Below are 25,373 nucleotides of genomic sequence, written 5' to 3' on the forward strand. Positions count from 1 at the left end.
GACCGGAGGGGGGGAGGGATGCGGTCAGGCGAGCTTGCCGACCGCCTCCTCCAGCAGGCCCCACGCCTCGTCGCCGAAGCGGCCCTTCCATTCGCCGTAGAAGCCCGACTCGCGCAGCTTGGCGCGGAAGCTGTCGGGCGACGGCTGGTTGAAGGTCAGCCCCTTCGATTCCAGGTCGGCGCGGACCGAGGCGTTCAGCGCCTTGATGTCGCCGCGCTGGGCCATGCCGGCGTCGTTGATGGCGTTGGCAACCACGGCCTGCATGTCCGCCGGCAGCCCCTTCCAGGCGCGGCCGTTGGCGATGAACCAGAAGCCGTCCCAGATGTGGTTCGACAGCGAGCAGAACTTCTGCACCTCGTACAGCTTGGCGACCTGGATGATCGGCAGCGGGTTCTCCTGCGCATCGACGATCCGGGTCTGCAGCGAGGAATAGACCTCGCTGAACTGCAGGCTGGCCGGGGCGGCGCCGAGGCCCTTGAACATGGAGATGCTGAGCGGGCTGACCGGAACGCGGATCTTCAGGCCGTTCATGTCGGCGGCCGAGCCGATGGCCTTGTCGCCGCTGGTCATCTGGCGGAAGCCGTTGTCCCACATCTTCTCGAAGGCGTAGAGCCCGACCTTGGAGATCGCCTCGCGGACATGGGCGCCCAGCTTGCCGTCCATCGCCTTCCAGACCTGATCGTAGTCGGAGAAGGCGAAGCCCACCGCGTTGATCGCGGCGACCGGGACCAGCGTGGCGATGACCAGCGCCGACGGCGTGAAGAAGGTCAGGCCGCCGCTGCGCACCTGCGACAGCATGTCGGTGTCGCCGCCGAGCTGGTTGTTGGGGAAGATCTTGACCGAGACCTTGCCGTTCGACTCTTTGGCGATGCGCTCCGCCGCCTCCTGGGCGCGGACGTTCAGCGGGTGGCTCAGCGGCAGGTTGTTGCCGTATTTCAGGTCGAACTCGGCGGCGCGCGCGATGTGCGGCATGCCGATGACGGCGCCGGCCGCACCGAGCGCCGGAAGCACCGCCGGAGCGGTCGCCATCGCCTTCAGCATCTTGCGGCGGGTCAAACTGGTCATTGTCCATCCTCCCATTGGGTTGCGGCCGATGGTGTTTTCCGGCCTTGCGTTTCTGATGTGATCTGATGTCAATTGATGATTGTTGAATGGACGGTAGGTCCGCAGCCGATCAGTGTCAAACACGAATGATGATGGTTTTTGATGGTTTCGCTGAAGAATGAACCGGAAGCCGCCACCCTGTCGCGCGCCCTGCCGCGGGTGGTCGACATCGCGCAGGCGGCGGGCGTGTCGACCGCGACGGTCGACCGCGTGCTGAACCACCGGCCGGGGGTGCGCGCCGCCACGGTGCAGCGGGTGCTGAAGGCGGCGGCGGATCTCGACTATCTGCCGGAATCCGAGCTGCATCCGGCGGTGGCGGCCAAGCCGATGCGGCTGTCCTTCCTGCTGCCGGCCGGCAACAACCGCTTCCTGACCGGGCTCGGCGAGATGATCCGCCGCGCCGACGCCCTGCTCGCCCCGCAAGGGGTGAAGGCCCAGGTCGAATTCATCAAAAGCTTCAATCCGGAACTGCTGGCCCGCAGCCTGTTCCAGCACGGCCGGCGGGCCGACGGCGTCGCCTTCATGGCGCTGGAGCATCCGGCGGTGCGCGAGGCGGTCGACGCGCTGGCCGAGCGCAACGTGCCGGCGGTGACGCTGATCTCCGACATCCTGAACTGCCGGCGGGCCGGCTATGTCGGGCTGGACAACCGGGCGGCGGGCCGGACGGCCGGCTATCTGATCGCGCGCTTCCTCGGGCGGCGGACGGCCAAGGTGGCGATGATCGCCGGCAGCCTCAGCTACCGCGCCCACGAGGACCGCGAGATGGGCTTCCTGCATGTCCTGAAGGAGGTCGCGCCCGGCATCGAGGTGGTGGGCCTGCGCGAGGGCCATGACGACGAGGGCAAGAGCTACCGCCAGACCCGCATGCTGCTCGGCCTGCATCCCGACCTTGCCGGGGTCTACAACATCGGCGGCGGGGCGGAGGGGGTGGCCCGCGCGCTGAAGGAGACGCGGCGGGAACGCGAGATCGTCTTCGTCGGCCACGGCCTGACCAACGAGACGCGCGCGATGCTGATCGACGGCACGCTGGACGCGGTCATCACCCAGGACCCGCGCAACACGCTGTCGGCCTGCGTCGGCATCTTCACCAACCTGCGCGCCGGACGGCCAGCCATGCAGGGGGTGGAGACGCCGCGCGGCGAAGTGATCTTCCGCGAGAACCTGCCGCAGGGCATGCTGCCGGACGAGTGACCCGAACCAGCGCCGGAAAGCCGATGCCCGAAAGCATGAAGGATACCCCCGCCCTCTCCGCCCAGCCCGCCCCCCTGCCCGTCCTCGACGCCGTCGCCGGACGGCGCAGCGTGCGCGCCTTCCTGCCGACCCCGGTGGAGCGCGAGACGGTTCTGCGCATCCTCGACCTCGCCGCCCGCGCGCCGAGCGGCTCCAACATCCAGCCCTGGAAGGTGCACGCCATCGCCGGGGAGGCGCGCGCCGCCCTGTCGGCGGAACTGCTGGCCGCCCATGAGGCGGGAGATCCCGAGGTGCCGGAATATCCCTATTATCCAGAGCACTGGCGCGAGCCCTATCTCGCCCGGCGCCGCGCGGTGGGCTGGGCGCTCTACGGCGCGCTCGGCATCGGCAAGGGCGACCGCGAGCGGATGGCGCGGCAGCATGGCCGCAACTGGCTGTTCTTCGGCGCTCCGGTCGGGCTGTTCTTCACCATCGACCGCGACATGGGCAAGGGCGCCTGGCTCGACCTCGGCATGTTCATGCAGACCGTGATGCTCGTCGCCCGCGGCTTCGGGCTGGAGACCTGCCCGCAGGCGGCCTTCTGCTACCGCCATGCGATCACCGCCCGCCATCTCGGGCTGCCGGACACCGAGATCATCGCCAGCGGCATGGCGCTCGGCCATGCCGACCGGTCGGCACCTGAGAACAACTTCCCGACGGAGCGCGAGCCGGCGGAGGGTTTCACCCGCTTCACCGGGTTCTGAGACCGGCGCAATCGCACCGGGACATCGAAGCGCCACGGGAGGGGCGACTGCCACGACGAAGGGCGTCGCCCTCCCTCCCGAAGCCATCCCGGCTTGCCCGGGAAGCCGCCGCCAGGCTGGGTTTCCGGACCGTTCGGCGGCTGGCCGTCGGGGTGGCGGGGATGGCGGAGGCTTTGGACGGTGATTGCAAGATGGAACGGGTTGCAAGCGTCATTCGGCCGCTCAACCGCTGCCATTCGATCCGGGATGCGTTTGATGTGGGCGATTTAACAGCCTTGCGTTTGCGGGTGCGTCGTTCGACGCAGCGGCCCGCCGAAAGCTGGGACGTTTCACCAAACGAGCGGGAAAAGCCCTGAAATCGTACTCAGCGGAGGATCAAGCGGTGAAGCTGGGCCGTTGGATGCGTCAACGGAGCAGTCCCGAGGCCCATAATGGAACGCCTGCGCCTTTACTGGAGCTTCATCCGCGCGAGCCTCTGGTTCGTGCCGCTGCTGATGAGCATTGCAGCGGTTGCATTGGCCGTCCTGCTGCTGACCTCGACCGGAATGCCGAGCGACAGTGCCGCCGAGTTCTGGCTGCTCTACAGCGGCGATGCCGACAACGCCCGCAGGCTGCTGGGGGCGCTCCTGTCCGGCATGATCACCATGAGCTCGCTGGTCGTCTCGATCACCGTGGTGGTGCTGACATTGGCCGCCGGGCAGCTCGGGCCACGGATGGTCCGCAATTTCATGGGCGATTGGCCGACACAAGTCGTGATCGGTCTTTTCGTCGCGACGATCCTCTACCTGCTTGTCGTGTTCCGTACCATCGGCGACACGACGGGGGATGGCGTCCCACATCTGGCCGTTTCGGTCGGCACCGGCCTTTCGGCGCTGTGCATGTTCGTGCTGCTGTTCTATGTGCACCGGCTGGCCCGATCAATCATGTACGACAACGCCGTACGCGATGTGACGGCCCAGCTGGAGCGTTCCATCGCCCGATTGGTCGACAGCAAGGAGCCGGTAGCGGCCGATATTGCTGCCCCCGGCGAGGGTGCCGCCTGGGTCTGCCTGGGCCGGCACGGCTACGTTCAAGCCATCGGGTTCGACCGCTTGGCCGATGAGGCTCGGCGCGCCGACGCGGTGATCTGGCTCGGCGTGCGGCCCGGTGACTATGTGCTGGCGCGCGGGCGGCATGTTGCGGTGCACCCACCCTCAGCTTGCAACGACACGCTGATCTCGGCAATCCGCGGAGCCGTCGTCCTCGGCTCCGAGCGGACGCCGGTCCAGGACCTGGAGTTCGGCATCCGTCAACTGGTGGAGATCGCTCTTCGCGCACTATCGCCGGGTATCAACGACGTATTCACATCCATCGCGGTGATTGACAATCTCACGTCGGCACTTGCGCGTCTCTACGAGACGCCTCTTGAGCCGTCCGTGCACAAAGATGCCGATGGCCGTGTCCGTGTGCATTGCGCGCTGATGGGATACGAGGCCATCGTGCGGACTGCCTTCGACCAGATCCGCCACGCGGGGAGAACCACGCCGTTTGTCCTGATCCATCTGGCCGAGGCAATCGGGCGCCTCGCCTCTTATGCCGGCACGGAAGAACGGGCAAAGCCGCTTTTCGACCAGCTCGACTTCATCCGTGCCAGCGGTGAGCGGCACATTGAGCTTGCTGCGGATCTGGACCTGCTGCGCGCACGCTGCCGCACCGCGCGCGGCTACCTGGAGCAGGAACTCGCCAAACCTCGCGCCGCGATGCCGTCAGAACAACGGACGTGACTTGCATCGACCTGCCTCGGGACGGCACACGGCTTTCGTCGGTGCGATATGGCATCGGACAAGACCGAAAGCGTGACGGGGAAATCAGAGTGTCGCGAAAGGGCGTGTTTCCGTCATCCCCGCGCAGGCGGGGATCCAGGGGTCGCATGGGGGATTTGCCGGAAAAGCCCGGCTCCCGCCTTTGCGGGAAGCTCGACCGCCCCGGGTCCTGGCCCCGCTCCCGCGCCGCCTCACCCGCCGGGAGCCGTGCTCAGGGCCGCGACCACCGCGTCCTGCAGGCGGGCGGGCTGGATCGGCTTGTGCAGCAGGGCGCATTGGGCGCCGGCCGCCTCGCGCAGGCGGTCGGCCGAGGTGTCGCCGGTCAGCAGGATGCCCGGCACGTCGCGCGACAGGCGGCGGCGCACCATGTCCATCACCATCAGCCCGGTGGTCCCCTCCGGCAGCCGGTAGTCGGCTAGGATCAGGTCGGGCACATCGCCGGCTTCGGCCAGATCGTCGAGCAGGCCGTCGGCCTCGGGGCCGCTGCCGGCCTCGGCCACGCGGTAGCCCCACTCCTCCAGCATCAGCACCAGCGCCATGCGGATGACGGCATCGTCCTCCACCAGCATGATCAGCCGGTCGGTGCCCTCGCCGGACGGCTTGCCGCCGCCGCCGGTGCCGGCCTGCTCGCGGCCGCCGGGCCGGCCCCCGGTCAGCGGCAGGGTGACGGTGAAGCGGCTGCCGCGGCCGAGCGAGGAGGTCACGTCGATGACGCCGCCCAGCATGGTGACCAGCCGCCTGGCGATGCTCAGCCCCAGCCCCAGCCCTTCCCGGCGGTCGCGGGCGGCGTTGCCGACCTGGAAGAAGTCCTGGAAGATGCGGTCGACATGCCGGTCGGCGATGCCGATGCCGCTGTCCCACACCTCGATCTGCAAGCGGTCGCCGCGGCGGCGCGCGCCCAGCAGGATCCGACCGCCGGGGGCATAGCGCAGCGCGTTGGCCAGCAGGTTGCGCAGCACCCGCTCCAGCAGGCCGGGATCGGTCCGGGTGGTCAGCGGCGGCGCCACCATGCGCAGGTGCTGGCCGCTCCGTTCGGCAAGGGGAGCGAATTCGCCGTGCAGGCGGGTCAGCAGGGCACGGACATCGACCGGCTCGGGGTTCGGCGCGACCAGGCCGGCCTCCAGCCTGGAGATGTCGAGCATCCCGTCCAGCATGCCGCCCAGCCCGCCGAGCGAGGATTGGATCTGCTCCGCCATCCGCCGGGCCTCGCCGGACAGGCTTTCCTTCAGCAGCAGGTCCGACAGCAGCACGAGCGCCTGCACCGGCTGGCGCAGATCGTGGCTGGCCGCCGCCAGGAAGCGCTCGCGGGCGTCGAGCGCGACGTTCAGCTCGCGCTCCAGCGCCTTCACCGCGGTGATGTCGGCGACGCTGGACACCACCGCCTCGACCCGGCCCGCCGGATCGGCGACGGGATGGCTCGATACCCTGAGCCAGCGGGTCGGGGCGGTCGCCTCGTCGCCTTCGACCACGCCGACGATGCGCTCCACCACCGGCCTGCCGCTGTGCGCCGCCTCCGCCGCCGGGGGCAGCCCGTGCATCCGGTTGCCGTTGGCGTCGATGAAGCGGCGCCCGGCGGTGGTCGGGACCAGGGTGTCGGGGGCGGTCGCCGGAGCCAGCCGGCCGTCGCCGTCATAGCCCGGCGCGGTGGGGTCGAGCAGCGGCCGGGCCGGGCCGCCCAGCAGCCGCTCCGCCATCGCGTTCGCCAGCAGGCTGCCGCCGTCGGCGGAGATCATCGCCAGCGCGTCGTGCAGCGACTGCACCAGCACCCGGTGCCGCCGCTCGCTGAGATTCAGCGCCGCTTCCGCCGAGCGCCGGGCGGTGACGTCGCGGAAGGCGACGACGGCACCCTGGATGCGCTCCGCAACCGGGGCGGCCAGCGGGGCGAAGCCCTTGCCGGAGGCCAGGATCGGCGAGACGGAGACCTCCACCTGCATCAGGCCGCCATCCTGCCGCCGCAGCCGCTCGCAGACGACGCTGCGCGGCCGGCCGTCGGTCAGCGACAGCGACAGCGCCCGCGCGGCACCGCCCTCCGCCACGCCCTCCGCGGCACCCTCCATCTCCGGATCCGGGCCGGCCAGCAGGTCGGACGGCGGGCGTCCGATCAGGTCGAGGTCGAGGCGCCCGGTCATCGCCGTCGCCGCGGCGTTGACGAAGCGGATGCGCCCGTCGGCGTCCACCCCCAGGATGCCGTCGCCGACCGATTGCAGGATGTGGTGGTAGTCGGCCCGCGCCCGCTCGGCGTCGTCGCGCGCCTGCTGGACCTCGCGCAGCCAGAGATTCCGCTCGGTCACGTCGGTGATGGTCAGCAGCACGTCGCCACGGTCGCCGTCGTCCAGCGCCACGCTGCGGGCGTCGGTCAGCCCGTCGATGACCGCGCCCTGCGGCCCGACATAGCGGAACTCCTGCCGGACCCATTGCCCGGTCTCGCGCAGCCGGCCGAGCGCGGTGAACAGGCGGCCATGATCCAGCCTGTCGACCAGCAGGGTCAGGGGCCGTCCCTTCAGCCGCAGCATCGGCAGGCCGAACTGCCGCTCGGCCGCGGCGTTGGCCTCGCCGACGATGCTGGCGGCGTTCACCGCCAGACAGGCCAGCGGCACCGACTGGAACAGCTGGAGATATTGCAGGCGCGACGCCTCCAGCGCCTGCTGGGCGCCGCGCAGCTCCTCGTTCTGGATCTCCAGCTCCGCCTGATGGACATAGAGCTCGTGCAGCAGCTCCTTCATCGAGGTGGCGGTGAGGTCCGCCGCCTCGACACCGCCGCCAAGGGCGGTTTCGGCACGCCGCCGCAAACGGCCGGAGGACTCGTCGCTCATCGTTTCCCCGTGCCCCCGGCATTGATTCCACCCAGCTGCAACTCCATCAGCTTGCGGTTGGTGATGTCGATGTGGCTTACGACGATGCCGCCGCTGCCGTCGTTCAGGCGGTTCGCATGCATCAGGAACCAGCGCCGCTCGCCCGGCGAATGGCAGGGATATTCGATGGTGAAGCCGTCGGCTTCGCCGTCCAGCATGCGGCGGAGCCCGTCATGCACGGCGCGGCCGATCCCGCCCTCCTCGCCATCTCCGTCCCCTGCCCCTCCCCCGTCCGGGGCGAGGCAGACGTCGAGATAATTCGTGCCGACGCCGCAGCGGTCCAGCGCCGGGGCGCCGTTGCGCTCGGCGAAGCCGCGCCACGCCGCGTTGACCATGACGATCCGGCCCTGCCGGTCGGTGACGGCGATATGCTCCGGCAGGCTGTCGAGCACGCTCTGCAGCCGCTCCTCCGCCCGCTTGGTGTCGGTGACGTCGACGAAGGTCACCACCACCCCGGCCACCCGGCTCTTGTCGGTCAGGTAGGGCAGGATGCGGGTCAGCACCCAGCGCGCGCCCGGCCCGCCCCCGTCGCGCAGGCGGGAACCGTGCAACCGGTAATCGTGCAATTTGACGTGGCGTTCCACCGGCTCGCTGCCCCGGAACACCGCCTCGATGTCGGCCAGGAACTCCGGATAATCGATGTTGGTCGACAGGTGCGCGATGGAGCGGCCGATGTCGCGCGGGATGATGTTGATGAAGCCGGCCGCCGCCGGGGTGAAGCGGCGGATGACGAAGTCGTCGTCGAGGAACACCGTGCCGATCTCGGTCGAGAGCAGCAGATTGTCGAGGTCGTTGGTGATCTCCGTCAGCTCCTCGACCTTCGCCTGGTATTCGGCGTTGACCGAGTAGAGCTCCTCGTTCACCGACTGCAACTCTTCATTGGTGCTTTGCAACTCCTCATTGGAGGCGAGAAGCTCCTCGTTGGTGGCCTGGAGCTCCTCGTTGGCGGTTTCCAGCTCCTCGATGGTCGCCTGGAGATTCTCGCCGCGCGACAGCAGCTCCTGCTCCAGCCCGCGGATGCGCTCGGCGGCGTCGGCATTCAGGTCGAAGTCGGACTCGCGCATCGGCAGGGTTGGCACGTCGGCGCGGTCCAGCACCACCAGGGCGAAGCGGCGCCCGGTCTTGCGCACGGCATAGGGCTGCACCCGCAGGCCGATGGCGGCGATGCCCTCGCGGTCCTTGACCGGGATACCGGACAGCGAGAACTCCTCGCCCGACCGGAAGGCGCGGTTCAACGCCGTGCCGGTCACCATGGCGACCGACGAGGGCAACAGCTTCAGCACGTTCAGCGTCGCCCCGCCGGGCGGCAGCTTGAGCAGGGCGGAGGCGTCGCCGAACACATGCATGATGTTGTGCTGTTCGTCGACCAGCAGGCAGGGCGGCACATAGGCCTTCATCAGCGCGCCGATCGCCTCGTCGATGGCGGCGCCCTCGTCCAGCGCATGGCCGCCGCCGAGGCCTCCCCCATAGCTCCCACCCTGGGCCAGGCCGTCCCCGCCAGGGCGGGACGGCAGGTCGGCGACGGTCGGCACCAGCAGCCGCGACAGCCGGAAGGACCCGGCGCGCAGGCTCTGGTAAATCTTGTTGCGGCTGTCGATGGTGTGGAAGTCGGGCTGCAGGTCGCCCAGCGTCTCGCTGGTGCCGAGGAACAGGAAGCCGCCCTGGCGCAGCGCGTACTGGAACAGGCCCAGCACCTTGCGCTGCAGCGGCTGGTCCATGTAGATCAGCAGGTTGCGGCAGCTCAGCAGGTCGATCTTGGTGAAGGGCGGGTCGCGCATGATGTTGTGCGCGGCGAACACCACCATGCGGCGGATGTCGCGCGCCACCACATAGGTCTCGCCGCGCAGGGTGAAGAAACGGGCGAGCCGCTCCTGCGACACATCCTCGGCTATTGCGCGCGGATACTCGCCGAGGCTGGCATGCTCGATGCTATCCTTGTCGATGTCGGTGGCGAAGATCTTGACGTCGACATTGCGGCCCATCCGCTCCTGCGCCTCGGCGAACAGGATGGCGATGGAATAGGCCTCCTCCCCGCTGGCGCAGCCGCAGACCCAGACGCGGATCATGTCGAGCGGGCTGCGGTTCGCCAGCAGTCCGGGGATCACCTTGTCGGCCAGCACGCGGAAGGCGGCCTCGTCGCGGAAGAAGCGGGTGACGCCGATCAGCATCTCCTTGTAGAGGCTGACCGTCTCCGCACTGTTCCGCCGCAGCAGGGCGGCATACTCCTCCATCGAGTCCAGCCCGGCGCCCTGCATCCGCCGCTCGATCCGCCGCAGCAGGGTCGCCAGCTTGTAATGCGAGAAATCGACCCCGGTGACCGACCGGATGACCGCGACGATCTGGGCCAGCGGGTCGTCGCCGTCGTCGCGCGGCCTGCGGGTCGGCAGGGGACGGGCGCGGGTCAGCGCCCTGCGCGCATGTTCGATCAGCTTGGCCGGCAACTCGTCCGGCGGCAGGATGGCGTCGATCTGGCCGGCGGCGAGCGCGCTGCGCGGCATGCCGTCGAACTGCGCGGTTTCCGGCCGCTGCACGGCGGTGAAGCCGCCGGCCGCCTTGATCGCCATCAGGCCGCGGGTGCCGTCCGACCCGGTGCCCGACAGGATGACGCCGAGCGCGAGCGGCCCCTGGTCGCGCGCCAGCGCCGTCAGGAAGATGTCGATCGGCAGGCTGAGGCCGCTGCCCGCATCCTTGGCGGTCAGGCGCAGGCGGCGGTCCTCGATGCTGAGATGCTTGGCCGGCGGCAGCAAATAGACGGTGTTGCGCTGCACCGGAACGCCGTCGGTCGCCTGCACCACCTCCATCGCCGTGTGCTTGGCCAGCAGGTCGACCATCAGGCTCTTGTGCACCGGCGACAGGTGCTGGACCACGACATAGGCGAGGTCGCTGTCGCCCGGCACCGCGGCGAAGAACCGCTGCAACGCCTCCAGCCCGCCGGCCGAGGCGCCGATCCCGACGATGCAGCAGGCCGGCTCGGTCCGCAACTCACCCTCCGGCCGGAGATCCGGGACCGATACGGTCGCGGCATCGGACTCCTGTGCCGCGATATCGTTCCGGGAGGATTGCGTAACCGGGTTGTCCGATGTCACGGCGTTAAACGAGTCCCTTCAGGTCGATAGACCAAACGAAGCACAGGCTATATCCGTCCGATTCCGATAAATCAACTTGCCTTTCGGAAAGCGCGAGGCTTCCGTGTCATCGTTTCAATTGGCATCCTCGACCCGATCTATCGATTCGACTTTGGTTTTATAACCAATGTATGAGTCCGATTTTTCATTCGCGGCTCTGACGGTTCGCCGGCCGCAAGTCCGGGAAAGCCGGGCATAGGGACCTGACGCGGCCGAAAATCCTGCTATGTTTGCGGCTTGCGCATCATCATGCGATGCGTCCGGACGATGGGCGGCAGCGGGAACGGGATATGAGCTTCACCTCGATCTATCGGCACGGCTTCGCGCGGGTGGCGGCCTGCACCACCCGCTGCACCCCGGCCGACCCGGCGGCGAATGCCGCCGCGATCCTCGACGCGGCGCGCGCCTGCCACGACAAGGCGGTGGCGGTGGCCCTGTTCCCCGAACTGGCGCTGTCGGGCTATGCCATCGACGACCTGCTGATGCAGGATCCGCTGATCGACGCCGTAGAGCGGGCGATCCTGGAACTGGTGCAGGCGTCGGCCGATCTGATGCCGCTGTTGCTGGTCGGCGCCCCGCTGCTGCATGAGGGGCGGCTCTACAACACGGCGGTGGCGATCCACCGCGGCCGGCTGCTGGGGGTGGTGCCGAAGCTGCATCTGCCGAACTACCGCGAATTCTACGAGCGCCGCTGGTTCGCGTCCGGCACCGGCACGGCGGGCGGGACGATCCGCGTCGGCGGCCTGACCGCCCCCTTCGGCCCCGACCTGCTGTTCGCGGCGGAGGACCGGCCGGGACTGGTCGTCCATGCCGAGATCTGCGAGGATCTGTGGGTCGCGGTGCCGCCGAGCGCCACGGCGGCGCTGGCCGGCGCCACGGTGCTGACCAACCTGTCGGCCAGCAACATCACCATCGGCAAGGCCGACACCCGCCGGCTGCTGGCCCAGTCGCAATCGGCGCGCTGCCTCGCGGCCTATCTCTATTCGTCGGCCGGGACGGGGGAATCGACCACCGACCTCGCCTGGGACGGCCAGACCTCGATCTTCGAGAATGGCGAGATGCTGGCGGAAACCGACCGTTTCCCCGACGGCGCCCAGATGGCGGTCGCCGACGTCGATCTCGACCTGCTGCGGCAGGAGCGGCTGCGCCAGGGCACCTTCGACGACAACCGCAGGCTGCACGGAGGTGCCACCGGAGGTTTCCGCACCGTCGCCTTCCGGCTCGATCCGCCCGGCGAGGATGTCGGGCTGCTGCGCGTGGTGCCGCGGCTGCCCTTCGTCCCGGCCAATCCGGAGCGGCTGGAGCAGGACTGCTACGAGGCCTACAACATCCAGGTCGCCGGGCTGGTGCAGCGGCTGCGCGCCGCGCGGATCGAACGGGTGGTGATCGGCGTGTCGGGCGGGCTGGACAGCACCCATGCGCTGATCGTCGCCGCCCGCGCCATGGACCGGCTGGGGCTGCCGCGGACGGGCGTCCTCGCCTACACCATGCCCGGCTTCGGCACCAGCGACGGCACCAGGTCCAACGCCTGGCGGCTGATGACCGCGCTTGGGGTGACGGCGCGGGAGCTCGACATCCGGCCGGCGGCCAACCAGATGCTGCGCGACATGGAGCATCCCTATTCCCGCGGCGAGGCGGTGTACGACATCACCTTCGAGAATGTGCAGGCGGGCCTGCGCACCGACTATCTGTTCCGGCTGGCCAACCAGCATGACGGCATCGTGCTCGGCACCGGCGACCTGTCGGAACTGGCTCTTGGCTGGTGCACCTACGGCGTCGGCGACCAGATGTCCCACTACAACGTCAATGCCGGCGTGCCCAAGACGCTGATCCAGCATCTGATCCGCTGGGTCGGCCGCACCGGGCAGTTCCAGGCCGAGGTGTCGCAGACGCTCGACGCCATCCTGAAGACCGAGATCTCGCCGGAACTGGTGCCGGCCGGCTCCGACAAGGCGCTGCAAAGCTCGGAATCGGTGGTCGGGCCCTATGATTTGCAGGATTTCACCCTGTATTACGTGCTGCGCCACGGCTTCCGGCCGGCGAAGATCGCCTTCCTCGCCCGCCATGCCTGGTCGGACCCGGAGCGCGGCGACTGGCCGGAGGGCTACCCGCTGGAGAAGCGCCGCGCCTACAACCCGGCCGAGATCCGCGACTGGCTGCGCGTGTTCCTGCGCCGCTTCTTCGGCTTCAGCCAGTTCAAGCGGTCGGCGATGCCGAACGGGCCGAAGGTGTCGGCCGGCGGCTCGCTCTCGCCGCGCGGCGACTGGCGGGCGCCGTCGGACGGCAACGCCCGCATCTGGCTGGAGGAGCTGGAGCGCGACGTCCCGGCGGAATAGGGAGCGGGGGAGGGTGATGCCCTCTCACGCCCCGGGAGAGGGAGCCATATGTGCCTGCTGCGGGAGCGCCGACGATGCCCGCACCGACGCGAGGGTCAGGCCGTGCCAGTAGAGGTCCAGCAGCGCCGCCGGCATGCCGCCCTCCCCCTGGCCGTCCATCGGCAGGATGGCCGAGGCGTGGGCCAGCGCCGCGGCGGCGGCGTTGGCGCTGCGCGACACCGCGTCGCCCAGCAGCTCCAGCGTCCGGCCAAGGGCGGCGGCGTCGAAGCGCAGCAGGGCGGGCGCCACGGTGATCTGCGCCTCGCCGCCGCGCAGCCGGCCGACCGCGATGTAGACATGCAGCAGGTCGGGCCGGTCCTCCGGCCGCAGCAGGGCGGCGACGATGCGGTTGCCGGTCAGCGGGCCGCTGCCGTCGAACTCGTACATCGTTGCGCGTTCGCCCTGGCGGGTGGCGGCGAGGCCGGCAAGGCGGGCGGCCGGCGGCTCGGCGCTGCGGCGGGCGGCCTCCTCGAACAGGGCGGGATGGCTGCCGCCCTCGCTCAGCACCACCAGCGGCGCGTCGGTCGCCGCGGCGGCGGCCAGCAGCCGGGCGAGCGCGGCGAAGGGGTCGGCGTCCGCAGCAGCAGCATCCGCCCCGGCGGCCTCCAGCAGGCCGGCGCCGCGGCGCAGCATCGCCTCGGCAAAGCTGATGTCGAAGTCCATGGTCCGAACCCTCCCCTCTTCCGCGTGACCGGCTCCTTTTAGGCCGGGGCGGCGTCCGGGCTCAACAGCGGATGCCCCCGCCCCGCTTCAATGATAGCCGAAGCCGCCCGTCACCTTGCCGCGGAAGACCCAGTAGGAATAGGCGGTGTAGCCGAGGATCGACGGAATCAGGAAGGCCATGCCGACCAGCAGGAAAATCTGCGTCTCCGGCGGGGCCGCCGCCTGCCAGACGGTGACGCCGGGCGGGATCAGCGTCGGCCACAGGCTGATGGCGAGGCCGAGATAGGACAGGCCGAACAGCGCCATCGACAGGACGAAGGGGGCCACCTCCCGCCCGTCGGCGACGGCCCGCCACAGGGCGACGGCCAGCGCGGCGGTGACGATCGGCACCGGCGCCAGCAGGATCAAATTGGGCATCGAGAACCAGCGCTCGGCGATCTGCGGCAGCAGGAAGGGCGTCCACAGGCTGACCGCCAGGACCCCGGCCAGCACCACCAGCATCAGCCGGCGCGCCATCCGGTAGCACCAGTCCTGCAGCGGCCCGACGGTCCGCCAGATCAGCCAGGTCGCCCCCAGCAGCGCATAGCCGGCCACCAGCGCCGCGCCGCAGAACAGGCTGAAGGGCGACAGCCAATGCAGCATGCCGCCGGCGAACTGCCGCCCCTCCACCGGGATGCCCTGGATGAAGGAGCCCAGCACGACGCCCTGCGCGAAGGTCGCCAGCACCGACCCGACGAAGAAGGAGCGGTCCCACCAATGCCGGCCCGCCCGCGCCTTGAAGCGGAACTCGAAGGCGACGCCGCGGAAGATCAGGGCGATCAGCATCAGCAGCAGCGGCAGATACATCGCCGGCAGCACCACCGCATAGGCGATGGGAAATGCCGCGAACAGCCCCGCCCCGCCCAGCACCAGCCAGGTCTCGTTGAAGTCCCAGACCGGCGCCACCGTGGTCATCATGGTGTCGCGGTCCTCCCCGCTCGGCGCGAAGGGGTAGAGGATGCCGATGCCGAGGTCGAAGCCGTCCATCAGCACATACATGAACACCGCGAAGCCGACGATACCGACCCAGATCAGGGTCAGCAGGCTGCCTTCCGCAATTTCCTGCATCGGTCTACTCCGCGGCTTCGGTGGATGGATCGGATCCCGACAGCGGCCGTTTCGCGCTCCGCGCCTCCGGCGGCGGCCGGTCCCCGACGGTGGACGGCCCGGCGCGCAGCAGGCGGATCAGGTAATAGGTGCCGGCCCCGTAGATGACGGTGTAGGCGACGACGAAGGAGATCAGCGAGACCAGCGCGGCCTCCGTCGTCAGCGACGGCGTCACCGCGTCGGCGGTGCGCAGATGGCCGTAGACGGCCCAGGGCTGGCGCCCGATCTCGGTGGTGAACCAGCCGGCCAGGATGGCGACGAAGCCGATGGGCATGCAGCCGACCAGCAGGCGGTGGAAGCGGTCGCTGCCGTAGAGCCGGCCGCGGACGCGCAGGACCAGATGGGTCGCGGCGACCGCCAGCATCAGGACGCCGATGGCGACCATCAGGCGGAAGGTCCAGAAGACGATGGCCGGGCTCGGCCGCTCGTCGGCGGGGAACTGCTTCAGGCCGGGCACGGCGCCGTCGATGTCGTGGGTCAGGATCAGGCTCGACAGGCCGGGGATGCCGATCTCCCACCGGTTGGTCTCAGTCTCCACGTCGGGGATGGCGAACAGCACCAGCGGCGCGCGGGGGCCGCCCTCCCAACTGCCCTCCATCGCGGCGATCTTGGCCGGCTGGTGTTCCAGCGTGTTCAGCCCATGCTGGTCGCCCAGGAAGATCTGCAGAGGCGCCAGCACGGTGATCAGGCTCAGCGCCATGCCGAGCCCGATCCGCGCATGCTCGACATGGCGGCGCTTCAGCAGGTACCAGGCGCTGATGCCGGCGACGACGAAGCCGGTGGTCAGGAACATCGCCGTCACCATGTGGGCGAGGCGGTGGGGGAAGGACGGGTTGAACACCACCTGCCACCAGTCGGTGACGAAATAGCGGCCGTCGCGGATCTCGAAGCCGGCCGGCGTGTGCATCCAGCTGTTGGCCGACAGGATCCAGAAGGACGACAGCAGCGTCCCCAGCGCCACCAGGCAGGCCGCCATCAGGTGGATGCCGCGCGGCACCCGGTCGCGCCCGAACAGCAGGATGCCGAGGAAGGCGGCCTCCAGGAAGAAGGCGGTGACGACCTCGTACTGGATCAGCGGCCCCAGCACATTGCCGACCGTGTCCGACCAGCGGCTCCAGTTGGTGCCGAACTGGTAGGACATGACGATGCCCGACACCACGCCCAGCCCGAAGGACAGCGCGAAGATGCGGGTCCAGAACTCCGACAGGCTGCGGTAGATGCCCTTGCCGGTGCCGACCCACAGCGCCTCCAGCAGCGCGATCCAGCAGGCGAGCCCGACGGTGAAGCTGGGGAACAGGATGTGGAAGGAGATCGTGAACGCGAACTGGATCCGCGACAGGATCAACGGGTCGAGGTCCATGGCCGCCGCCCCTTGTGGTTGGCCCTTGCGATTGGCGAGCGAAGCCACGGGCCGGAACCGGGAACAGCGCGGCGGCGGCCGTGGCAAGACCCCATGTAGGGTGGGAGATCCGCCCGGAAAGGGGACTAGTCCCTTGGCTCAGGCCGCGACGCCGATGGGGGATCGACGGAGGGGTAAGGGGATCCGGCCTAATGCGGCGGATAGACCGCGGTGATGCCGGAAATGATGGTCTGCGCCGCCAGCGCGGCCAGCACGATGCCGAGCACCCGACTGACCGTGTGGATCACCGTGCGGCCGAGCAGCCGGCCCACCCGGTCGGCGCCCAGCAGGATCAGCGTGACCCCGCCGATCACGGTGGCCGCCGCCCCCAGCACGCTGGCCTGACCCGCCACCGTGCCGCCGGCGCGGTCCATCAGCAGCAGGATCGAGGTGATGGCGCCCGGCCCGGCGATCAGCGGCACCGCCAGCGGGAACACCGCGACGTCGTGGGCGTCCTCGTCGGTCATCGCCTCGCCGGTGTCGCGCTCCTTGCGTTCGGAGCGCTTGGCGAACAGCATCTCGAAGGCGATCCAGAACAGCAGCGCCCCGCCGGCGATGCGGAAGGCCGGCATTTCGATGGAGAGCGTCTCCAGCACGACCTTGCCGAAATAGGCGAAGAAGACCAGCACGACGAAGGCGATGGCGGTGCCGCGCAGCGCGATGATGCGCTTGTGGCGGTCCTCGAAACCGCGGGTCAGCGCGATGAACAGCGGCACCAGCCCCGGCGGATCGACGACGACGAAGAAGACGACGAGGTTGCTGATATAGTCCGACAAGGCGGCCCCGCCCGGCTGGGTTCACGGATTCGACGGGCCGATCATAGGCGTGGCCGCAGGCGCCGTCACCTCCTCGATCAGCGCCGGGGCGAAGGTCTCGATCCCCTGCAGCCCCGCAGGCGTCAGGCCGTAGGTGCCGCGCCCGACCCGCTCGAACCAGCCATAGACGTTGCGTTGCAGGATCGGCCCGACATCCTTCGGCGCCCCGGCCTTGCGCAGCGCCGCGACGCTCAGCGGGCCGGCGCGCAGCAGCCGGGCGATGCGCAGGGCGTCCTGGCGGTAGGCGGTGACGATGGCGACCCGGGTCGAGCCGCCGCGGTTGGGGTCGCCGACCCGGCGCGCATGCTCGCCCAGCAGGCGGTGGGTGCGCTTCCTGTCCTTGCGCGGGGTGTAGGGCACCGGGTCGAGCAGCACGGCGACGCGGTGGCCGTCCGCCAGCCCCGGATCGACCATCATCAGGCCGAGCCCGAGCCGCCGGCACAGCTTCTTCACGTCCGTGTCGAGCGGCGACGGGCCGGTCGCCTTGCGCCCCGGCTGCGGCACGGCGAGATAGACGCTGTCGCTGAGCGCCAGCCGGTCGACGCCCTGGAGCACGAGGTCGAGGGTGAAGCGCTTCTTCAGCTCGACCACCACCGGCGGCTCGGCCCCGCGGGTGGCGACGAGGTCGCAGCCGTGGATCTCAGCCTTGACGTCATAGCCCTGGGCTTCGAGGAAGGCCTTGACCGGGGCATAGAGGTCGGATTCGGCGGCGACGGTCACGGGATGCGGGTCTCCGGCCAAAGGCGTCAGGCGCCGATCAGCATGTCCAGCGCCGCCACGATGGCGGTGTCCTCCGCCAGCAGGCTGCCGACGCAGGGGCCGAGGTCGGCAACCCGGACGGCTCCGGCGAACTGGGTGGCCATGACGTGCGCCTTGCCCTCGACGGTGACGACGGGATTGAGCCGGACGGCCGGCCGCGGCGCTTCGTCCGGCGGCAGCAGCGGCGCGACGAAGCGCGTGTTGAGATCGCGCAGGATGTCGGCCTGAAGGTCGACCAGATAGCCTGGACCGTCGAGGCGGCGGTGAACGTCGAAGCGGGCCATCGGCAAGGCCCCGTCAATAGGGCCGGTATCGGGCCAGCGGCAGCCCATGCGCCTCGACATAGGCGTTGGACGACGCCAGCGCCTCGCGGTTTTCCTCCAGCCAGCGCTTGCGCCGCAACTCGGCGATCTGGTCGGCCAGACCGCGCTCGCACGCCCGCGACACATTGATGCCAAGTGCCTTCGCCTGCTCCAGCAGGTCGCTGTTGAGGCTGACGTTGGTCGCCCGTTTCGGGGCGGAGGCGTCGAACGGCAGGCGCGTGTCGGGCATCGGTCTCTCCATGGCCATGCGCAGTCACTATGCGCATGGCCATGGGCAGGATCAAGTGCCCGCCGCCTCACGCCGCCGCCTTGCACTTGTGCAGGATGCCCAGGATGTCGCCGGCGCCCTGGCGCTGCAGCCCCTCGACCACCACCAGCGGCCCGGCCCCACGGGTGGCGACGGTCAAAAGTCGCCAGTCAGGACATCGATGGCGCGTCGTATATCCGATTGCGCATCGAAGGCCGATGCGACGACGGCACCGATTTTCGTCACCGGCAAAGCGCCGATTTGCGGCGTCACAATCACGAACTCCTCACCACCGACCGTGATCGAAGGCATGATCCTGGGAATTGGAATCCCCACCTCCGACGACCGGATCAGAGGGACGATCACGCGGGTCCGGTCGACGCCGACATAATCACCCTGGACGATCAGAAGATAGGGAATGGGATGGTTTTTCTTCCCTTGCGCTGCCGGATTAAGGCAAACGTCAAGAAACTTCATTCAAAAGCCCGATATTCTTCGCCGAAAACACCGAGCCTGTCGACCAGCGCGTCATAGGCGGCGAAGGCGGCCCGATTGTCTTCCATCCATTTTTTCTTTTCGGCATCGATGGACGAAACGCATGACGCGTTTTCCAACCTATCGGAGGCGGGAGGCTCATTCTTCCCGGCTGGGTCGATCCTGGACATCGAACGGCTCCCGATCATGCAGTATGGTTCAAGGATAGGGCCGAGCCCCCTCCCTGTCCAGACCGGGGCCGTCACGAACAACAACGGGAAGGACCGCAGTCCCTCCCGTTTCCATGCCTCACGCCGCCGCCCTGCGCTTGCGCAGGATGCCCAGTATGTCGGCCGCCGCCTTCGGGATGTTGGTGCCCGGCCCGTAGATCGCCGCGGCGCCGGCCTTGTAGAGATAGTCGTAGTCCTGCGGCGGGATGACGCCGCCGCACACCACCAGGATGTCGCCGGCGCCCTGGCGGCGCAGCTCCTCGACCAGCTGCGGCACCAGCGTCTTGTGGCCGGCGGCCTGGCTCGACACGCCGATGATGTGGACGTCGTTCTCCACCGCCTGGCGGGCGGCCTCGTCCGGGGTCTGGAACAGCGGGCCGATGTCGACGTCGAAGCCGATGTCGGCGAAGCTGGTGGCGATCACCTTGGCGCCGCGGTCGTGGCCGTCCTGGCCCATCTTGACGACCAGGATGCGCGGCCGGCGGCCCTCCTCGGCGGCGAAGGCGGCGACGTCCTCCTGGATCTTCTTGAAGCCCTCGTCGCCGTCATAGGCCGAGCCATAGACGCCCGACACCGAGCGGATGACCGCGACATGGCGGGTGAAGGCCTTCTCCAGCGCGTCGGAGATCTCGCCGACGGTGGCGCGGGCGCGGGTCGCCTCGACCGCCAGGGCCAGCAGGTTGCCGGTCTTGTCGGTGGCGGCCCTGGTCAGGGCCTCCAGCGCCTCGCGGCACTTCGCCTCGTCGCGGCTGGCGCGGATCTGCTTCAGCCGGGCGATCTGCGATTCGCGGACGGCGGTGTTGTCGATGTCCAGCACGTCGACGCCCTCCGGGTTCTCCGGACGGTACTTGTTGACACCGACGATCACCTCCTCGCCGCGGTCGATGGCGGCCTGGCGGCGGGCGGCGGCCTCCTCGATCAGCAGCTTGGGCATGCCGCTCTCGACCGCCTTGGTCATGCCGCCCATCTCCTCGACCCGGCCGATCAGCTCAAGCGCGGCGTTGGCGAGGCTGTGGGTCAGATGCTCGATGTAGAAGGAGCCGCCGAGCGGATCGACCACCTTGGTGACGCCGGCTTCCTCGGCGACGATCAGCTGGGTGTTGCGGGCGATGCGGGCCGAGGTCTTGGTCGGCAGGCCCAGCGCCTCGTCGAAGGCGTTGGTGTGCAGCGACTGGGTGCCGCCCAGCACCGCCGCCATCGCCTCGATGGTGGTGCGGATGACGTTGTTGTAGGGGTCCTGCTCGGTCAGCGAGACGCCCGACGTCTGGCAATGGGTGCGCAGCGCCAGCGAGCGCACGTCCTTCGGCTGGAACTTCTCCTGCATCAGGGAGGACCACAGCAGGCGCGCGGCGCGCAGCTTGGCGATCTCCATGAAGAAGTTCATGCCGATGGAGAAGAAGAAGGACAGGCGCGGCGCGAACTTGTCCACGGCCAACCCCTTCGACATCGCGGCGCGGACATATTCCAGCCCGTCGGCGATGGTGAAGGCCAGCTCCTGCACCGCCGTGGCGCCTGCCTCCTGCATGTGGTAGCCGGAGATCGAGATCGAATTGAACTTCGGCATGTGCTGGGAGGTGTACTCGATGATGTCGGCGATGATCCGCATCGAGGGTTCGGGCGGGTAGATGTAGGTGTTGCGGACCATGAACTCCTTGAGGATGTCGTTCTGGATGGTGCCGCTCAGCTTGTCCTGGGAAACCCCCTGCTCCTCCGCCGCGACGATGTAGCCGGCCAGGATCGGCAGCACCGCGCCGTTCATGGTCATCGACACCGACATCTTGTCGAGCGGGATGTCGGCGAACAGGAGCTTCATGTCCTCGACGCTGTCGATGGCCACGCCGGCCTTGCCGACGTCGCCGACGACACGGGGGTGGTCGCTGTCGTAGCCGCGGTGGGTGGCGAGGTCGAAGGCGACCGACAGGCCCATCTGGCCCGCCTTGAGGTTCGCCTTGTAGAAGGCGTTCGACTCTTCCGCGGTGGAGAAGCCGGCATATTGGCGGATGGTCCAGGGCTTCACCGCATACATCGTGGCGCGCGGCCCGCGGGTGTAGGGCGGGAAGCCGGGCAGCGTGTCGAGCTGCAGCCCCTCCAGGTCGGCGGCGGTGTACAGCGCCTTGACGTCCAGCCCCTCCGGGGTCTTCCAGATCAGCTTGGAGAGATCGCCGTCGGCGCCGAGATCCTTGGCGGCCAGCTTGTCCCAGTCGGCAAGGGTCTTCTGCGGGAACTCGGTCATCGACGCCTCCTGATGGCTTCCTATGGGCGTGGTGGAGCATTGCCCCCACCCCGACCCTCCCCCGCTCTCGGCGGACCTACGGTCCGCCTGCCGCGTCAGCACAAAGCGGAGCTTTGTGCGTGAGCTGGGCGGGGGAGGGAGAGATCCCCTCCCCTGCGACAGCGGGGGAGGGTTAGGGTGGGGGCAATGGAGTACGCTTCCTCTCGGTACTTTCTTCTTCTTGCGGTTACGCGAATTCCACGATCTTCTGATCGACCGCCAGGCTGCTGCCCGGGGCTGCGTGGATTTTCGCGACCGTTCCGTCCTGCGACGCGCGCAGGATGTTCTCCATCTTCATCGCCTCGACCACGGCCAGCACCTCGCCGGCCTTGATCTCCTGCCCTTCCGACACCGCCAGCGAGACCAGCAGGCCCGGCATCGGCGACAGCAGGAACTTCGACATGTCCGGCGGTGCCTTGACCGGCATCAGCGCGTCGAGCGCCGCCGCCTTCGGGGTCAGCACCTTGACGATGGCCTGCGACCCGCTGTGATGCAGGCGGTAGCCGATGCCGACCCGGTCGATCTGGACGCAGACATGGCCGCCGTCGACCGTGCCGCGGAACAGCGGCTCGCCGATCTGCCAGTCGCTCAGCACCGTGCAATGCCTGCCGGCGATGTCCACCGTGTAGCCGACGCGCTGCGGGCTGCCTTCAGTCGAGTCCAAAGGGGCAGGATGCAGATGCACCGGGTGCGCCGTGCCGTCGAGCACCACCACCCAGTCGTCGCGCACCGCGGCCTTGCTCCCCGCCATCTTGCCGGAGATCTGGATGTCGCGGTCGTTCAGGCTGCGGTGGATGACCGCGGCGACCGCCACCAGAACCGCCGGATCCTCCGGCGGCAGGTCCGAGGCGTGGAAGCCGTTCGGGTATTCCTCGGCGATGAAGTTGGTGGTCAGCCGGCCGTCGACGAAGCGCTGGTTCGCCATCAGCGAGGCCAGGAACGGGATGTTGTGGCTGACGCCGCGGATGTAATACTGGTCCAGCGCCTCGCGCATTTCGGCGATGGCCTCGTCGCGCGTCTGCCCCCAGCTGCAGAGCTTGGCGATCATCGGGTCGTAATACATCGAGATCTCGCCGCCCTCGAACACGCCGGTGTCGACGCGGACATGGCTGTCGGCGGCCGGCGGCCGGTAGTTGGTCAGCCGGCCGGTGGAGGGCAGGAAGTTGCGGAAGGGATCCTCGGCATAGACGCGCGCCTCGATGGCCCAGCCGTTCAGTTGCACGTCTTGCTGCCGGATGTCGAGCTTCTCGCCGGCGGCGACGCGGATCATCAGCTCGACCAGATCGAGGCCGGTGATCAGCTCGGTGACCGGGTGTTCGACCTGGAGACGGGTGTTCATCTCCAGGAAGTAGAAGTTGCGCTCGGCGTCGACGATGAACTCGACCGTGCCGGCCGACTTGTACTGCACCGCGTTGGCCAGAGCCACCGCCTGCTCGCCCATCGCCTTACGGGTGGCGGCGTCGAGGAAGGGGCTCGGCGCCTCCTCGATCACCTTCTGGTGACGGCGCTGGATCGAGCATTCGCGCTCGTGCAGGTACAGGCAGGTGCCCTGCCCGTCGGCCAGCAGCTGGATTTCGATGTGGCGCGGCTGCTGGATGTACTTCTCGACGAAGACTCGGTCGTCGGCGAAGCTGGAGCGCGCCTCGTTGGTGGCCGACCGGAAGCCCTCGCGGGCCTCGTCGTCGTTCCAGGCCACGCGCATGCCCTTGCCGCCACCGCCGGCCGACGCCTTGATCATCACCGGATAGCCGATGTCGCGGGCGATCGTCACCGCCTCTTCATCGTCGGCGATGACGCCGAGATAGCCGGGGACGGTCGACACGCCGGCCGCCTTCGCCAGCTTCTTGGATTCGATCTTGTCGCCCATCGCCCGCATGGCGTGGGCGTCGGGACCGATGAAGGCGATGCCGGCCGCCGCCAGCGCCTGCTGGAACTCCGGCTTCTCCGACAGGAAGCCGTAGCCGGGATGCACGGCCTGGGCGCCGGTGCGCTTGCAGGCGTCGACGATCTTGTCGATCAGCAGATAGCTCTGCGCCGAGGCCGGCGGGCCGATGTGGACGGCCTCGTCGGCCATCTCGACATGCAGGGCGTTCTTGTCGGCGTCGGAATAGACCGCGACGGTCTTGATGCCCATGCGGCGTGCCGTGCGGATGACGCGGCAGGCGATCTCGCCACGATTGGCGATCAGGATCTTCTCGAACATGCTGCCGGCCCTCACAGCGGAATGTTGTCGTGCTTGCGCCAGGGGGTCTGGAGCTGCTTGTTCTTCAGCATGGACAGCGCCTTGGTGACGCGGCGGCGGGTGCCGTGCGGCATGATGACGTCGTCGATGTAGCCCCTGGATGCGGCGACGAAGGGATTGGCGAACTTCTGCTTGTATTCCTCGGTCCGCGCCTCGATCTTCGCGGTGTCGCCGATGTCGGCGCGGAAGATGATCTCGACGGCGCCCTTGGCGCCCATCACCGCGATCTCGGCCGACGGCCAGGCATAGTTGACGTCGCCGCGCAGGTGCTTGGACGACATCACGTCGTAGGCGCCGCCATAGGCCTTGCGGGTGATGATCGTCACCTTGGGCACGGTGGCCTCGGCATAGGCGTAGAGCAGCTTGGCCCCGTGCTTGATGATGCCGCCATATTCCTGGGAGGTGCCGGGCATGAAGCCGGGGACGTCGACCAGGGTCAGGATCGGGATTTCGAAGGCGTCGCAGAAGCGCACGAAGCGCGCCGCCTTCTTGGAGCTGTCGATGTCCAGGCAGCCGGCGAGCACCATCGGCTGGTTGGCGACGATGCCGACCGTGGAGCCGTTCATGCGGGCGAAGCCGATGAGGATGTTCTTGGCGAAATCCGGCTGGAGTTCGAAGAAGTCGCCCTCGTCCACGATCTTGAGGATCAGCTCCTTCATGTCGTAGGGCTTGTTCGGGTTCTCCGGCACCAGCGTGTCGAGCGAGAAGTCCTCGCGGTCGAGCGGGTCGACGCAGGGACGGAGCGGCGCCTTCTCGCGGTTGGAGGAGGGCAGGAAATCGACAAAGCGGCGCAGCTGCAGCAGCGCCTCCACATCGTTCTCGAAGGCGAGGTCGGCGACGCCCGACTTGGTGGAATGGGTGACGGCGCCGCCCAGCTCCTCCGCGGTCACGACCTCGTGGGTGACGGTCTTCACCACGTCCGGCCCGGTGACGAACATGTAGGAGCTGTCCTTCACCATGAAGATGAAGTCGGTCATCGCCGGCGAATAGACGGCGCCGCCGGCGCACGGCCCCATGATCATCGAGATCTGCGGGATGACGCCCGAGGCGTCGACGTTGCGCTGGAACACCTCGGCATAGCCGCCGAGCGAGGCGACGCCCTCCTGGATGCGGGCGCCGCCGCTGTCGTTGAGGCCGATCACCGGAGCGCCGACCTTCAGCGCCTGGTCCATGATCTTGCAGATCTTCTCGGCATGCGCCTCCGACAGCGCGCCGCCGAAGACGGTGAAATCCTGGCTGAAGACGAAGACGAGGCGGCCGTTGACGGTGCCGTGGCCGGTGACGACGCCGTCGCCGGGGATTTTCTGGCCTTCCATGCCGAAATCGATGCAGCGGTGTTCGACGAACATGTCGAACTCCTCGAACGACCCCTCGTCGAGGAAGAGGTCGATCCGCTCGCGCGCGGTCAGCTTGCCCTTGGCGTGCTGGCCGGCGATGCGCTTCTCGCCACCGCCCAGCCGCGCCGCGGCGCGCTTCGACTCCAACTTGGCCAGAATGTCCTGCATCGGGCGTTCCCACTCCTTGACGTCGCCATGTCCATCCCCGCTCCGGCTGCGAGCGACGCAATCATTCACCGGATTGCCGCGGATTATTCACAAACTTCGCATTCGT

At 68.7% G+C, this 25,373-nt stretch carries 20 protein-coding genes; 5 read left to right on the forward strand and 15 right to left on the reverse strand.

Features of this window, described 5'->3' with window-relative positions:
• Positions 1–24: 24 nt before the first annotated feature.
• Positions 25–1,065 (reverse strand): TRAP transporter substrate-binding protein, encoded by a 1,041-nt coding sequence (locus tag ABMY26_RS05240; RefSeq protein WP_372394430.1) that lies wholly within the window; start codon positions 1,063–1,065, stop codon positions 25–27.
• Between the two features lie 141 nt (positions 1,066–1,206).
• On the opposite strand from ABMY26_RS05240, the gene ABMY26_RS05245 reads away from it, so the two are divergent.
• The 4 genes from ABMY26_RS05245 to ABMY26_RS05260 all read left to right on the forward strand — a co-directional run bounded on the left by ABMY26_RS05245 (position 1,207) and on the right by ABMY26_RS05260 (position 4,801).
• Positions 1,207–2,295 carry a LacI family DNA-binding transcriptional regulator gene (locus tag ABMY26_RS05245; RefSeq protein WP_372394431.1) on the forward strand — a complete coding sequence of 363 codons (1,089 nt, stop codon included), beginning with the start codon at positions 1,207–1,209 and terminating at the stop codon, positions 2,293–2,295.
• 23 nt (positions 2,296–2,318) lie between these two features.
• On the forward strand, positions 2,319–3,038 hold the full coding sequence (locus ABMY26_RS05250; RefSeq protein ID WP_372394432.1) for a nitroreductase: 720 nt from the start codon (positions 2,319–2,321) through the stop codon (positions 3,036–3,038).
• A 191-nt stretch (positions 3,039–3,229) separates the two neighbouring features.
• Positions 3,230–3,394 carry a hypothetical protein gene (locus ABMY26_RS05255; RefSeq protein WP_372394433.1) on the forward strand — a complete coding sequence of 55 codons (165 nt, stop codon included), beginning with the start codon at positions 3,230–3,232 and terminating at the stop codon, positions 3,392–3,394.
• Between the two features lie 75 nt (positions 3,395–3,469).
• Complete coding sequence (locus ABMY26_RS05260) at positions 3,470–4,801, forward strand: DUF2254 domain-containing protein (protein ID WP_372394434.1); 1,332 nt, start codon at positions 3,470–3,472, stop codon at positions 4,799–4,801.
• Positions 4,802–5,031: 230 nt separating this feature from the next.
• Here ABMY26_RS05260 and ABMY26_RS05265 read toward each other — a convergent pair whose 3' ends face one another.
• Both ABMY26_RS05265 and ABMY26_RS05270 read right to left on the reverse strand, forming a co-directional pair.
• Complete coding sequence (locus tag ABMY26_RS05265) at positions 5,032–7,653, reverse strand: PAS domain S-box protein (RefSeq protein WP_372394435.1); 2,622 nt, start codon at positions 7,651–7,653, stop codon at positions 5,032–5,034.
• Positions 7,650–10,673 (reverse strand): chemotaxis protein CheB, encoded by a 3,024-nt coding sequence (locus ABMY26_RS05270; protein WP_372394436.1) that lies wholly within the window; start codon positions 10,671–10,673, stop codon positions 7,650–7,652. Before ABMY26_RS05270 ends, ABMY26_RS05265 begins: the two co-directional genes overlap by 4 nt.
• A gap of 434 nt (positions 10,674–11,107) precedes the next feature.
• On the opposite strand from ABMY26_RS05270, the gene ABMY26_RS05275 reads away from it, so the two are divergent.
• On the forward strand, positions 11,108–13,153 hold the full coding sequence (locus tag ABMY26_RS05275) for an NAD(+) synthase (protein WP_372394437.1): 2,046 nt from the start codon (positions 11,108–11,110) through the stop codon (positions 13,151–13,153).
• Between the two features lie 24 nt (positions 13,154–13,177).
• Here ABMY26_RS05275 and ABMY26_RS05280 read toward each other — a convergent pair whose 3' ends face one another.
• The 12 genes from ABMY26_RS05280 to ABMY26_RS05335 all read right to left on the reverse strand — a co-directional run bounded on the left by ABMY26_RS05280 (position 13,178) and on the right by ABMY26_RS05335 (position 25,267).
• Complete coding sequence (locus ABMY26_RS05280; RefSeq protein WP_372394438.1) at positions 13,178–13,855, reverse strand: hypothetical protein; 678 nt, start codon at positions 13,853–13,855, stop codon at positions 13,178–13,180.
• Between the two features lie 87 nt (positions 13,856–13,942).
• Positions 13,943–14,962: a cytochrome d ubiquinol oxidase subunit II gene (gene cydB, locus ABMY26_RS05285; RefSeq protein ID WP_372394439.1), complete on the reverse strand. Its 1,020-nt coding sequence runs from the start codon at positions 14,960–14,962 to the stop codon at positions 13,943–13,945.
• Between the two features lie 4 nt (positions 14,963–14,966).
• Entirely contained in the window at positions 14,967–16,361 is a 1,395-nt protein-coding gene (locus ABMY26_RS05290; RefSeq protein ID WP_372394440.1) for a cytochrome ubiquinol oxidase subunit I, read from the reverse strand.
• Positions 16,362–16,549: 188 nt separating this feature from the next.
• Positions 16,550–17,176 (reverse strand): MarC family protein, encoded by a 627-nt coding sequence (locus ABMY26_RS05295; RefSeq protein ID WP_372394441.1) that lies wholly within the window; start codon positions 17,174–17,176, stop codon positions 16,550–16,552.
• A gap of 21 nt (positions 17,177–17,197) precedes the next feature.
• Positions 17,198–17,935, reverse strand: a complete 738-nt coding sequence (locus ABMY26_RS05300; RefSeq protein ID WP_372394442.1) for a DUF2161 domain-containing phosphodiesterase — start codon at positions 17,933–17,935, stop codon at positions 17,198–17,200.
• 26 nt (positions 17,936–17,961) lie between these two features.
• The gene (locus ABMY26_RS05305; RefSeq protein WP_372394443.1) at positions 17,962–18,258 is read right to left on the reverse strand and encodes a CcdB family protein; all 297 of its coding nucleotides are present in this window, start codon (positions 18,256–18,258) and stop codon (positions 17,962–17,964) included.
• Between the two features lie 13 nt (positions 18,259–18,271).
• Entirely contained in the window at positions 18,272–18,526 is a 255-nt protein-coding gene (locus ABMY26_RS05310; RefSeq protein WP_045586137.1) for a type II toxin-antitoxin system CcdA family antitoxin, read from the reverse strand.
• A gap of 174 nt (positions 18,527–18,700) precedes the next feature.
• Positions 18,701–19,021 carry a CcdB family protein gene (locus tag ABMY26_RS05315; RefSeq protein WP_372394444.1) on the reverse strand — a complete coding sequence of 107 codons (321 nt, stop codon included), beginning with the start codon at positions 19,019–19,021 and terminating at the stop codon, positions 18,701–18,703.
• Positions 19,018–19,209 (reverse strand): type II toxin-antitoxin system CcdA family antitoxin, encoded by a 192-nt coding sequence (locus ABMY26_RS05320; protein ID WP_372394445.1) that lies wholly within the window; start codon positions 19,207–19,209, stop codon positions 19,018–19,020. The genes ABMY26_RS05315 and ABMY26_RS05320 overlap by 4 nt, the downstream gene beginning before the upstream one ends.
• Before the next feature lie 118 nt (positions 19,210–19,327).
• Positions 19,328–21,481 (reverse strand): methylmalonyl-CoA mutase, encoded by a 2,154-nt coding sequence (gene scpA, locus ABMY26_RS05325; protein ID WP_372394446.1) that lies wholly within the window; start codon positions 21,479–21,481, stop codon positions 19,328–19,330.
• Positions 21,482–21,707: 226 nt separating this feature from the next.
• A complete protein-coding gene (locus ABMY26_RS05330; RefSeq protein ID WP_372394447.1) occupies positions 21,708–23,723 on the reverse strand; it encodes an acetyl-CoA carboxylase biotin carboxylase subunit in 2,016 nt (671 codons plus the stop codon).
• A gap of 11 nt (positions 23,724–23,734) precedes the next feature.
• Positions 23,735–25,267, reverse strand: a complete 1,533-nt coding sequence (locus ABMY26_RS05335; protein ID WP_372394448.1) for an acyl-CoA carboxylase subunit beta — start codon at positions 25,265–25,267, stop codon at positions 23,735–23,737.
• Between the last annotated feature and the right edge of the window lie 106 nt (positions 25,268–25,373).

The sequence above is a fragment of the Azospirillum sp. HJ39 genome (genome assembly GCF_041507355.1).
Taxonomy (GTDB): domain Bacteria; phylum Pseudomonadota; class Alphaproteobacteria; order Azospirillales; family Azospirillaceae; genus Azospirillum; species Azospirillum thiophilum.